Raw genomic sequence first — 11,723 nt, 5'->3', positions numbered from 1 at the left:
GCTGGAAACAACAAACATGCGGCAAGGCAGACGAGGAAGCCGCAGCAGGCCAGCATCCTAAAGCGGAATGTCAGCTGATGCCTGCGTCTAAGAATATTCGGGCAAGCCCCCGCGGCGACGGCTATTGTGTCGTCCAAAGCAAGAACGACAATAACAACACGCTCCCCCACTGGAATTGCCGGCATTAGCAAGTCTCCCCCGTGCCTGATGGGCGTCGGCGAAAGGCCCTGTTCCACCACGCGCCGGTTCGTATTGTGATCGAAGACTTCGGCCGTGTCCAGCACTTGGCGGACGACTTGGCCCTCCAACCACGGGCGCTCTCCCTGGTGCGGAGTTCAGCCCGCAATTTGCGCCATCGCTTCGTCGGGAATGTTGAAGTTGGCCGACACGCTTTGCACATCGTCGTGATTGTCGAGCGCTTCCACAAGAGTCAACACCTTGCGGGCGGTTTCCGGGTCATCGACGTTCACCGTATTGGTGGGAATGCGCGTGAGCTGGCTGCTTTCGGGAGCGATGCCCGCTTTTTGCAGGGCGTCGGCCACTTTGGCGAACAGATTGGCATCGCAGGTGACTTCAAATTTATCGCCGCTTTGCTTCACGTCGTCAGCGCCGGCTTCCAGCGCGATTTCCATGATCTTATCTTCGTCGGCTTTGTCGGCGCCCACGATGAACAGGCCTTTGCGCTCGAACATCCAGGCCACGCAGTTCGATGCGCCCAGCTTGCCGTCGTTTAGTTCGAACACTTTGCGGATTTCCGGCGCGGTGCGGTTGCGGTTGTCGGTCAGGATTTCGCACATCACGGCCACCCCGCCGGGGCCGTAGCCTTCGTAAATGGTTTCTTCCAGCGTGCCGCTTTGCAATTCGCCCGTGCCGGTTTTAATCGCCCGGGCAATGTTCTCGTTGGGCATGCTGACGGCTCGGGCGGCATCGATGGCGTACCGCAGGCGGAGATTGGCGTCAGGATCGCCACCGCCTAATTTTGCGGCCACGATAATCGCCTTGGCCAGCTTGCTCCAAACCTTGCCGCGCTTGTTATCGATCAGCGCTTTTTTCCGGGAAATGTTGGCCCAATGGGAATGACCAGCCATGAGAGTATCCTAAATGCTGTTGTTAATGCCAAAATTCTAAATGATCAATTACGAAATCCCAATGACCCATGCCAGCGGTCATTTCTGTTCGAGTTTCTTCTCAATCGCTTTCATTTTCTCCTCTTCGCCGGCTTTCTTAAAGGCCTTGGCGGCGCGCGTCCAGGCGGCTTTGGCTTCGGCAGTTTGCCCCAGCTTAGCGTATACCTGGGCCAAGTGATCCAGCACTTCGCCGTCGGGATCTTTTACATCGGCCGCTTTTTGCAATTGAGTAAGCGCTTCCGCATTGCGCTCCAAGCGGAATAGCACCCAGCCCAGGCTGTCGAGATAGGCGTAATTATCGGGCTCATCGGCGACGGCCAGTTGAATCATTTTTAAGGCCCGATGCAGATGCTGGTTTTGTTCGGCCCAGAGGAAGCCTAAATCGTTGTTGGCGCCGGCATCGTCGGGAAACTCGTCGAGAATTTGCTCCAGCCACTCGACCGCTTGCGGCGTGGCATTTTTCAGCGTGCAAAGGTTCGACAGCGCGTCGCGGGCCTCGCGGCAGGCATCGCGAACGCCATCGGTGGTGTAATCGGCATCGAACTTGTCCAGCACATCCTGGTACGCCTTGGCCGCCTCCTCGTTGCGCTTGGCGTGGTACAAAATCCACGGAATGCGGATGGCGTACGACACGTTTTTCGGTTGTTTCTCGGCGGCGACTTTGGCGGCGGCCAGCGCGGCATCGGTTTTGCCTTGCATTTCCAACACACCGGCCAGGTAGTAGTACAAGTCGGGCTTGTCGTCGGGCAGAGCTTTTTCGTCGATGCCGCGTTGAAACACGGCCTGGGCCTCGGCGTATTGATCGTCCATGAACAAGCCGAGCCCCCACACCAGAAACAGCTCGCCGGCGGTTTTGGGATCGGCCTTGAGCGCTAAATTGAACAGTGTTTCGACATCTTTCCAGCGCTTGGCCTCCGCGGCAATTAAGCCGGCGGCGCGCAGCGCATATTGATCTTGCTCCTTGGCGGCAGCGCCTTGCGTTTGCGCCGCTTCGATCAGGGCGGTTACTGCCTTATCATCCTCGATCAGCTTTTTCACTTCGTCTCCCAGCGCGCCCAGCGAACCGTCCTTTTCCAACATTTCGGCCAGCAATTTCAACAGCTCTTCCGGCTGCTGGGTACGGCGGTAGACATCGGCCAAGGCGGCGTATGTTTTTTCGTCGGCCTTTTCCGCGTGGACCGCTTCCAATAGATCCTGCGCCTTTTCCAGCTGACCCGCCGCGCGATACTGCTCCCCCAGGAAAAAAGTTAGCGGCGTGTTTTTAGGCTGCTCGTTGTGCAGCGCTGCGAGCCTAGGAATTAACCGGTCGTCTTGCTTCAGCTTTTTCAGCACTTTGGCCAGCACTTCGTAGGGCGAGGTTTCCTGGTCGGTCGCGCCGGCATTGAAAAATTTTTGCAGTTGCGCAAGCGCAGCTTGCGGCTTGTCGGACGCCAGATCGACCCGGGCCATATTCAATGCCAGCGTGGCTGGGTCGGGTCGAATTTTATCGAAGTGCTCGAACGCCTCCTTGGCCGTCTCGGGTTGCCCGGCTTCCAAACACGTAACGCCAATTAATTCGTACGTTGCGCCGCCATCGCCCAGCAGCTTTTTGTGCGCCACCGCGTCGAGGCCGAACTTCTCAGGATCTTCCAATGCTTGCAGCACGTGCTTGAAGGCGGCAGCGGCATCGCCGTACTCCTCCGTGAGAAACGACAGCCGGCCAATTTCCATTTGCACGGCCACTTGTTGCGCCGAAGGCTTTTCCTTTGCCATTTGCTGCGCGGCCTGCTTGTACAATTTGAGGGCTTCTTTCCACTGGCCCGCTTCGGCCAGGTATTCCGCGGCCCGTTGCAACAATTCGGCATCGATCGGGCTTTGCTCGATGAACTTGACCGTATAGCGCAGGGCCTCGTCTGGGCGATCCAAGCTGAAGGCCAGTGGAACCAGCTCCCGCAACACCGGCGTGGCATTGGAATCGTAACGGATGGCCCGCTCGTATTCGCGCAGCGCTTCCGGCAACTGTTGCCGCTGCTCGAGCATGTGGCCGGCGGAAAAATGGGCCAGCGCGGTGAGCCGATCCTGTTCCTCCTCGGTGCGCGGTTGCTTCGGATTAAACGTTTCCAGCGGATTGTCGAGCGGCTGCTTCGCCGGCGGAGTAGGGTCGGCGAACAGGACCGGCGCACACCACAGCGCCATAACCAGGGCCGCCGCCGCAGCCGGAGAGGAAGAGCATCGCATAAGGCACCTTGTGGTTAATCGGCCGAGCTAGATGACGTGCCGGGCTCGATCGCCGGTCGATCGAAATCGGCGTCAACCTACGATCGTCGCACTAAAAATTATTGTATGCGCTTCACCGCGGCTTGCGCTTGGCCAAACGCTTGGTGGCCGATTTGGAACCGGCGTGCCGGGCGGCCGGGCGGGAAGCGGCAGATTCGTGCGTGCGTGCCGACTTGGCGGTCGCCGCTTTTTTATGCGGCATTTTTTTCGCAGGCGGCTCCGCCGCAAACGATTTGGAACCCGACGCTTTTTTGGCGTCTTTGGCGTGCTCTTTTTTGCCCGGAGCTTTGTGAGCAGCGGGAGCCTGCTCGTGCGGTTTGGCCCCGGTCCCTTTTTTATCGCCCGCTTTGTCGGCGGCGTGTTTCGCAGCCTTGCCGTCGGCTTTGCCTGCCGGCGCTTTCACAGGCGGTGGAGCAGGCGGCTCCGGCGGCTTCTTTTGGCCCCGCTTAGGGTAACGATCTTTGCCGTCGGGATTGATGCTCAGCAGAAAGCTCTTCATGGCCGGCGAAAACGGATTGGCGACAAACTCGGCCGCCAATTGATGCAACAGCGAACCGAACTCGGACCCTTTGTTTTTAGGAATGGTCCGCTCCAAGCCGGCGACGTTGCTGGAACCACGTTCCGCTTCAGACGCCAGCCCGATGATGTACAGCACATCGAGCGCGCCGCGATCCAGCGGAATGGAATGCCCACCCAAGGCGTGCTGCGTAACATAGGCCACGACAAACGGCGACGCGCCTTCCATTTTCGCCAGCCGTTTGATGCCAACGCCAATGTTTTGTTTTTTCACGCTTTCCAGGTCGAACGAATAAGTCGCCTCGAACACGTTTTGCAGCACCGATTTCAAATTGGAAGCGGCCGCGGCGGGGTCGGGCAAATCACGCATCGCCTCGGACAGCTCCTGCACCGTGCTGACGCGGACTTCGTTCCAATCGAAGAACGAGGTGCGCAAATGCTCGAAGGTTTTCTCCGCTTTGTCCTGCGCCGAGTTTTCCAAGCAGCAGGCGAACAGCATCAGCTCCAACAGCGGCCGATCGCCATTGTGCAACGCCGGCTTATAGCGCTGCTTGAGCACTTTGTACAACTTGGTGATTAACGCGCTACGATTCGTGCTGGCCATAGGAAATTGGGGAAAATGTAAATCGGGATGGAGATTTTTACCGTGGGCGCTGTCGGCGGTTGGCCGGAGCAGGCTGGTCGGCGGGAGGTTCTTCGTTGGTGTCGTCGGCGGCGTAGGAGCCGGCTTCACTTTTTGCCGATTCCGCCGGGGCGCCGGCGGCTTGGTCTTCGTTTTCCGGCGGCAACACTTGCTTCAGCAGCTGTGCCATTTCAATCGATTTTTTCACGCCTTGGTCCAAAATAAACATCAATCGCGGCGTGAAGCGGGTATCAATGCGTTCGGCAATTTTCGATTGCAAAAATCCGGCCGCACTTTGCAGTCCGCGCACGCTCAGCTTCTGCTGCGTTTCGTCCCCCATCACCGACACGTGCACCTTGGCATGCCGCATGTCGGGCGAAACTTCCACGTACGTGACGGTGACAGCGCGGATGCGCGGGTCCTTGAGCTCAGCCAAAATGGCCATGCTCACAACTTCGCGGATGGCTGCGGCGGCTTTTAACAGGCGACGGGAAGACATGGCAGCGGCAGAGCGAAGGCGCGGTGGGGTTTCTAAAATCTAGGCCGAAAAACAGGCTGTTTTATCCGTAAAATTCGTACAATGCAACGATTTTGCTGGGCGCAACACTCCCTTTTCGCGGCTAGAAAGTGCGGGCCACTTCTTCCACGCGGTAGCACTCTAAAACATCGCCTTCCTTGAGGTCGTTAAAATTCGCGACTTTAATGCCGCATTCCAGCCCTTCGCGCACTTCGCGAACATCGTCTTTTTCGCGCCGCAGCGATTCCAGCGGGTAATCGCCCGCCACGCGGTTGTCGCGAATCACGCGCATGCGGCTGTTGCGTTGCATCGTGCCGGAAAGCACACGGCAACCGGCAATGGTGCCCAGCCGGCTGATGACAAACGTTCGCAGGACCAAGGCCCGGCCCAATTCGGCATCGCGTTTTTCGGGCTTGAGCATGCCTTCCAGCGCTTTTTTCAAATCATCGGTGACTTGATAAATAATTTCGTACCGGCGAATTTGCACGCCTTTGCGTTCGGCCAGCAGGCGCGCTTTTTCGTCAGGCACTACGTTGAAGCCGATGATGACGGCATCCGAAGCGTCTGCCAGGTGCACGTCGGCCTCGCTGATGCCTCCCACCGTGGCCTGCAATACTTTGATTTTGACTTCCGGGTGCTCCAGCTTGCCAAATTCCTTGAGCATGGCTTCGATGGAGCCTCGCACGTCGGCACGCAAAATAATGTTGAGTGTTTGCACTTCCTGCGTGACCAGCCGCTGGAACAAGTTTTCCAAGGTAACGTGTCCCGGTCCGGCCGTGCCCAAGGCCGCCAGCCGAGTTTGCGAGCTGCGCTGCGCGGCAATGTCGCGGGCCTGGGCAATATCGTCCAGCACGTAAAACTTGTCGCCGGCTGCGGGAGCAACATCCAAGCCGGTCACATTGACCGGCGTCGATGGCCCGGCCGATTCCAGCTTTTTGCGCGGCTGGAGGGTATCGAACATGGCTTTCACATGGCCGCTGGCGGCGCCGCATACCACAGCATCGCCCACTTTCAGCGTGCCGCGCTGCACAATTAACTTGGCCACCACGCCCCGGCCTTCGTGCAGCTCTGCTTCCAGGCAGGTGCCCACCGCAGGCCGATGCGGATTGGCTTTGAATTGCTTATCGTCGGCCACAAACAGCAGCATTTCCAGCAAATCGTCAATGCCTTGGCCGGTGAGCGCGCTGCACTTCACCAATTCCACTTCGCCGCCCCATTCGCGCGGCTGCAATCCGGCCGTGACCAATTGCGTGTAAATCCGATCGTAATTGATGCCCGGCAAATCGGTCTTGTTCAGCGCAATGACAATCGGCACGCCGGCAGCCCGCGCGTGGCTAATGGCTTCCTCGGTTTGCGGCATCACGCCGTCGTCGGCTGCCACCACCAGCACGGCAATATCCGTCACGTTGGCCCCGCGAGCCCGCATTTCGGTGAACGCCTCATGGCCGGGCGTATCGACGAACGAAATCTTGCGCCCCTCGCGCTCGATTTGATATGCTCGAATGTGCTGCGTAATGCCGCCGCTTTCGCCGCTGGCCACGTCAATGCCGATAATTTTATCCAGCAGCGAAGTTTTGCCGTGATCGACGTGTCCCAGGAACGTAATAACCGGCGGGCGAATTTCCAGTTGCTCGGGGTCATCGGGCTGAGCCTCGGCCAACGATTGCAACTGCTCTTCGACGCTGAGCGGCTTTTTCAATTCCACTTCCACGCCGAATTCGCTGGCCAACAGCTCCAGGGTCACCGCATCGAGCGTGGTCAGAATGTTGGGCATTGAACCCAATTCCAGGGCCAGCAATTTGCCCAGCACCTGGCTGGCGGAAATGCCCAGCCCTTCGGAAAAGCTGCGCACGCTGGCCGGGAGTTGAATGACGGCTCTGGTTTTGCGTGGTGCGATGAGGGTCCCGCCGCTGTTGCGCTTCACGCGCTTCAAGCTGCTGCGCAGGACGGGGGCATCTTGATCGTCTATGGTAATGCGGCCGCCACGTTTGGCTTGCTCGGCCGCCTGGCGCTTGCGGTTAAGCTGCCGTGCTTCGCGACCCCCCAGCGCCGAGCTAAGTTCTTCGCCATTCCCTTTTGCGGGCTCCTTGCCGCCGCGCTTGCGTTCGCGCCCTTCGCGCACCACCGGCGGGGAGGCATTGCCACGCGCCACCATGGGGGGCGATGAGCCGCCGCGCGGAGCTGGTTTTTTCAATTGATCGTCCGTGCGTCGCCGTTCCTCGGCCTTCTTCACATGTTCCGAAAGCGGCTTCGCCGCGCCCGCCTTACTGGCGCGCACAACGTCGGCCGGCAAACGTAAGTCAGGCTTTTGCGGAGCAGGCTCTGCCGGCTTGAGCGGTTCTGGCGGCGCTTTGGCCGAAGACGGCGGCAACTGCGCCAGCCGCACGGCAGGAGTGCCGCGGTTTAACGGCCGGGGCTCCAACGGCTTTTTGCGCGGCTCCGGCTTGTCTGGCTTGGCCCCGTCAATGACCGGCGGCTTTCCGGATACCCCACCCGGCGGAATATACTGTTCGCGAGTCAGCGTTTGCTTATCGGGAGGCGCCGCCACGGCGGTGGCTGAAGAACTGGGAGCTGCGACGCTTCGTTCCGGGGCGCGTCCCCGGCCTCCAAGAAATTCCTTCAGCCGCACAACTTCGTCGTCGTCCAGGCTGGCCAGCGCAGAACCTTTCCCGGTGATGCCTGCCTTCGTGCAGATATCCACCAGTTCCTTGCTGTCGATTTTTAGCTCTTTGGCGAGCGAGTAGATTCGCGCGGGCAATTCTCAGCCCTCCCTCTCACTTTAGCCCGGCCGGAGGCGAATCGACGCGCGGCCATCGGCTTGTGACATTGTTTCAAACCATATTCAGGTCTCCCCAGGCGGGTCGATCGACGACAAAACCTTCCGCGTGGCAAACCTACCAGTATACATTGGCCCAGCTTTCTGGAAAGCAGCCCACAAGTATACGCTTTCCGGGGGTGTTAATTCGAGCCGCCGGAAGCGGAATCTCCCCCTGTGGTCGCCTCTTGGTCGCTGGATACCGTGGCTGTTTCGTCGCCAGATTCTGCCCCTACCGCCCCATTTCCATCGGGCGCCGCTTCCGAAGTCGATTCGCCCAATACGGTTGCAGCCTCCGCGGAAACGCCCACGCCTGCCTCCTTTTGCAATTCGGCTTCTTTTTGATCGGCCTCGGCCGTAGCAGCATCAATTCGCTCCTGCTCGCGCTGCCGACGCCGTTCCACAGCGGCAGCAGCTTCGGCGGCCTCGGCCCGCTGCTCCGCCTGGTCAACAATATTCTGTACTTGCTCCTCGGTCAGGTTGCCCATGCTCATTAAATTGTCGGGCTCAATCACCGAAAGCTCGTCATAAGTTAGGAAGCCCTCGCCCACCAGCCGTTCGGCCAAAGCCGGATCAAGGCCTTCCAACTCCGAAAAGCCCGCCACGGCCCGTTCGATTTCCGAATCGAGCTCCTCGCGGGTCATAATTTCAATATCCCAGCCGCACAGCTTGCTGGCCAGTCGCACGTTTTGTCCGCGCCGGCCAATGGCTAAGGACAATTGATCTTCGCGGACCAGCACAATCGCCTTGCCGATCATCTGGCACAAAATCACTTCGTCCACTTCCGACGGCTGCAGCGCATTGGGAATGAGCTGCTGCAAATCGTCGCTCCAGCGGACAATGTCAATCCGCTCGCCTCCCAACTCGTCAACAATATTCTTAATGCGGTTGCCGCGCACGCCCACGCAGGCTCCTACACAATCGACGCGCGTGTCACTGCTGCTAACCGCCACTTTGCTGCGGTAACCTGGCTCTCGGGCCAAGGCCCGCACTTCAATGACGCCGTCGGCAATTTCTGGAATTTCCTGCTCGAACAGACGTTGCACCAGTTGGGGCCGCGTGCGACTGAGGATTACCTTCACACGGCTGCCGACTTTTTTCACGTCGAAAATGGTGGCGCGAACGCGCTCGTTCGGATGATGCGTTTCGCCGGGAATTTGCTCGCTCCGGGGCAAGATGGCTTCGGTGTTGCCCAGCGAGACCGTGGCGGTGCCGTTTTCGTACTTCTGCACGACACCGGGAACCATTTGGCCCATCAGCTCGTGATACTCGTCGAACAACGAATCCCGTTCCGCCTCGCGAATTTTTTGAATGATGACTTGCTTGGCCGTTTGAGCCACGATGCGGCCCAGCGTTTCCTGCGGGTCCAGCACCACGCCGTTGTGCGTGCCGGAAATGGCGCCGCTAATCCGATCGATGATGACCGTAATATCTTGATCTTCGCCGTATTGCTTTTTGGCGGCCGACACCAGCGCAGCCTCAATCGCCTGGAACACAATTTCCTTTTCGATGTTCTTATCGCGGTGGATCGAGTCCACGATTCTTAGAACTTCGGTCGCGTTCATGAATGCTGTTTGGTGGCCTTGTGCCTGGTCGTCTGGTGTCTCTATTCCTGCCTACCGCCTGCTGCCCGCCGCGTACTTTCTCCATCCACCAACAAAAAACGGGAACGATTATCCTGCGTTCCCGCACACCGTTATCACAGCTACTTCAGCCCGTGGCATCTGCCATGAGCCAATACGCCACGATAACCGGCCATGCGCTATGTGGCCCGGTTCTTGCGAACCCGCGCGTTCCGCACCGTTCGGCCCGGCCGAAACCATCCAACCGAAACCATGCGAAACTCGTTTCGCCACACAACTTAACGAATTGTGCAACCAAGTAAATCTATCGGTCTGGCCGCCGACTGTCAACCCGGCGATTTGCCATCGGGACAATTACATGTATCCGTTTACATATGTCCGTTTTATATAGCCCGACTGTGCCAGTCGGGGCATACGGCGACAGTCGGGCAATTCGCCCATGTAAAACGTAAATTGTCCCACGATTGTTTGGGTGTCGGGTGTGCGCTCTGGTTAGGCGTCAAGAAAAACCCAACAAACCAGTGGAACTTTATTGCGATTGGCACCTCTAAAGGTCTCAGGAGATTGCTCCGTGGCGAGGCAGTTTTGTTTCAAAATCCGGTTCTTTTTTCGGGAGCAAATTGATGAAAGCCATCCTCTTCACTGGTTTATTGGCCGTCACGGTGTTTGCCAGCACCGCATTTGCATTGACCCAGGAGCGCGAGGTCACCGCGGACTATCTTAAAAATCACAGCGAGCAATTCTCCGTGACGGTGACCAAGACCAAGGCAGGCCTGATTGAGTTTTCGATCAAGCACAATGTGCCGAGGCCGATGTACCACGTGGCCCATCTGGCCATAGATCACGACGGCAAACTGATTTCCGACATCAACATGCCCTCGTTTGGAAGAAAACATGACAACGAGTTCGATTTCGCCCTGGCGCCGGAAGATATCGCCGGTTCGAAGTTTGATCTGAGCGACAGCGCCGTGGGAGGCACGGGGGAAGATGCCACTCCCGAGCCCGGCACCATCATCTACAATTTCCACTTGGCAGATTTTGTGCCCGCCGAATTGCGGTCGGGCAAATGAAAAATTGCCACAGTTCGCCAACCGAGCGCAGCGCGATAATGCATAGCCGCGGCGCGCTAGCACATGCTTAGCCCGGTCTGCCACGACCGGCACTGTCGCAAGGGCGATAGTCTTTAGCCCCCACGCGCCAGCGGAGCGCTGTTGAATGTGGCGCAACTGCAAGCTTACGCCTGCATGTCCAATCCCGAGCCGGCGGGAAAGTTGGCGAAAAGTTGCGCGAACAGCGAGTTCAAATCGACATTGCCGTTGGCGTTTGTGCTAGAACCAACGGCCGATGCTAATGTGTTGGACTGGCTCGAGGAGCTGCCTGAATTCGCGCCGTTGTTGGAACTCCCCTGGGCACTTTGGCTGGCGATTTGCAACAGAATGGTTAGCGGATCGGTCGGCTGTTGGGCGCTGCTGCCGGCAATGCCGCCGCTGTTGTCGCTGCTCGTCAGGCCGTTGTCGTCGCCATCGCTGTCATCCAACGACGACAAGCCCAGCGTGTCTTGGCTGGATTCGGCATGATGGTGTCCATGATGTCCGTGCGCGCGAAATTGTTGGGGGCTAATTCCGTTGTCTTGCAACGTGGAATTGATCGCGCCGCCCACAGCCTGCAGCACTTGGCCCGGTGTGCTGGTCGGACTGAGATTGCTCAGCGCATTGCTGACGGCCGTTTCAATTTGGCTGCGCAAATCGCCCGCATCGGCCGTGGAACTACTCGCGCCATTGGCCGTCGATGCCGTGCCCGTGGTCGCGGAGGTTGGATTGGTGCTCGATGAAGTGACGCCCGGCACTTGCCCGGTTGCGCCGGTCTGTTGCGAATAAAGCAAATACCACAGCGAACTGCTGCCGATGCTCCCGACGCTGGACATCTTCTTACCCTTCGCAGATTACTCTGCAAAAAAGCGCCACGCTGGGCGTATGCGCACACTCGACCATGACGCATTTTCAGCCGCGGTGAGGTCGCCCCGCGCACGACTGCAACGTTGACCGCCACGCTGGCAATATCGCCGGGCGCGCGAGCCACCACCGTTCCACTTCCTTACAGGCTGTTTCAAAACTAGGAATCGGGTGGCTGGGGTCGACCGAAGGGAGCCCCCAGCAGCCTATTCACTGGGGGCTCGGCGGCACTCGACCCCAGCCACCCTTGAAGGAAGTCCAGTTTTGAAACAGCCTCTTAATTATCGGCATTCGTTTGCGTCGCCCCGAAGTAAAGTTGTGTCCGATTTGCCGAT

At 58.6% G+C, this 11,723-nt stretch carries 8 protein-coding genes; 1 reads left to right on the top strand and 7 read right to left on the bottom strand.

All coding sequences use genetic code 11. The features are described from left to right. Positions 1-335: 335 nt before the first annotated feature. From VFE46_04775 to nusA, 6 genes are all read right to left on the bottom strand, one after another. Positions 336-1,088, bottom strand: a complete 753-nt coding sequence (locus tag VFE46_04775; GenBank protein HZZ27301.1) for a YebC/PmpR family DNA-binding transcriptional regulator — start codon at positions 1,086-1,088, stop codon at positions 336-338. 78 nt (positions 1,089-1,166) lie between these two features. Beyond that, positions 1,167-3,344 (bottom strand): tetratricopeptide repeat protein, encoded by a 2,178-nt coding sequence (locus VFE46_04770; GenBank protein ID HZZ27300.1) that lies wholly within the window; start codon positions 3,342-3,344, stop codon positions 1,167-1,169. A gap of 112 nt (positions 3,345-3,456) precedes the next feature. After that, complete coding sequence (locus VFE46_04765) at positions 3,457-4,503, bottom strand: hypothetical protein (GenBank protein ID HZZ27299.1); 1,047 nt, start codon at positions 4,501-4,503, stop codon at positions 3,457-3,459. A gap of 37 nt (positions 4,504-4,540) precedes the next feature. Further along, complete coding sequence (gene rbfA / locus VFE46_04760; GenBank protein ID HZZ27298.1) at positions 4,541-5,020, bottom strand: 30S ribosome-binding factor RbfA; 480 nt, start codon at positions 5,018-5,020, stop codon at positions 4,541-4,543. 121 nt (positions 5,021-5,141) lie between these two features. Then, positions 5,142-7,796 carry a translation initiation factor IF-2 gene (gene infB, locus VFE46_04755; protein ID HZZ27297.1) on the bottom strand — a complete coding sequence of 885 codons (2,655 nt, stop codon included), beginning with the start codon at positions 7,794-7,796 and terminating at the stop codon, positions 5,142-5,144. Between the two features lie 200 nt (positions 7,797-7,996). Continuing rightward, a complete protein-coding gene (nusA, locus tag VFE46_04750) occupies positions 7,997-9,418 on the bottom strand; it encodes a transcription termination factor NusA (protein HZZ27296.1) in 1,422 nt (473 codons plus the stop codon). Between the two features lie 641 nt (positions 9,419-10,059). Here nusA and VFE46_04745 point away from each other — a divergent pair. Beyond that, positions 10,060-10,506 carry a hypothetical protein gene (locus tag VFE46_04745; GenBank protein HZZ27295.1) on the top strand — a complete coding sequence of 149 codons (447 nt, stop codon included), beginning with the start codon at positions 10,060-10,062 and terminating at the stop codon, positions 10,504-10,506. A gap of 164 nt (positions 10,507-10,670) precedes the next feature. On the opposite strand, the gene VFE46_04740 is transcribed toward VFE46_04745, so the two are convergent. After that, complete coding sequence (locus tag VFE46_04740; GenBank protein HZZ27294.1) at positions 10,671-11,360, bottom strand: hypothetical protein; 690 nt, start codon at positions 11,358-11,360, stop codon at positions 10,671-10,673. Positions 11,361-11,723: the final 363 nt, after the last annotated feature.

The organism is Pirellulales bacterium (assembly GCA_035656635.1).
Taxonomy (GTDB): domain Bacteria; phylum Planctomycetota; class Planctomycetia; order Pirellulales; family JADZDJ01; genus DATJYL01.
This window is presented reverse-complemented; position numbering and strand designations above follow the sequence as displayed.